Origin of the sequence: Idiomarina sp. UBA4206, assembly GCF_002383015.1 — a bacterium.
Taxonomy (GTDB): domain Bacteria; phylum Pseudomonadota; class Gammaproteobacteria; order Enterobacterales; family Alteromonadaceae; genus Idiomarina; species Idiomarina abyssalis.
This window is the reverse complement of sequence record NZ_DFTS01000047.1, coordinates 4,247-4,578: the sequence shown is the minus strand read 5'-3', so window position 1 is coordinate 4,578 and position 332 is coordinate 4,247. Positions and strand designations below refer to the sequence as shown.

The 332-nt window shown below is 46.4% G+C and carries 1 pseudogene; it reads right to left on the bottom strand.

Going from position 1 to position 332, the window contains the following annotated elements:
• Positions 1 to 332: pseudogene (locus tag B3180_RS10615) on the bottom strand (ATP-dependent helicase); the annotation flags it as partial.

Here is a 332-nt window from a genome sequence, read left to right as displayed (position 1 = left end):
GCTGCCGAGAGGCCGGCTTTATCCAGTTGTTTAACTAATCGATTAGCCCCTTGCTTGGTGCGTGAAAACACAAGGACTTGGGGTAAGTCGAGGCTTTTCAGCAGCTTTAATAACAGCCCCAGTTTTTGGCTTTTTTGTACTTCATACAACGTTTGCTCAATAGGCTCGGCAGTGGCGTTAGGTGGTGCTACCGAAATTTCGACCGGGCTTTTAAGCAAGCCTTTAGCCAACGCACGAATGTCATTGGAAAACGTCGCTGAGAACAGAAGCGTTTGGCGCTTAGGTGCCAGTAACTTAATAATGTTCTTAATGTCGTGAATAAAACCCATGTC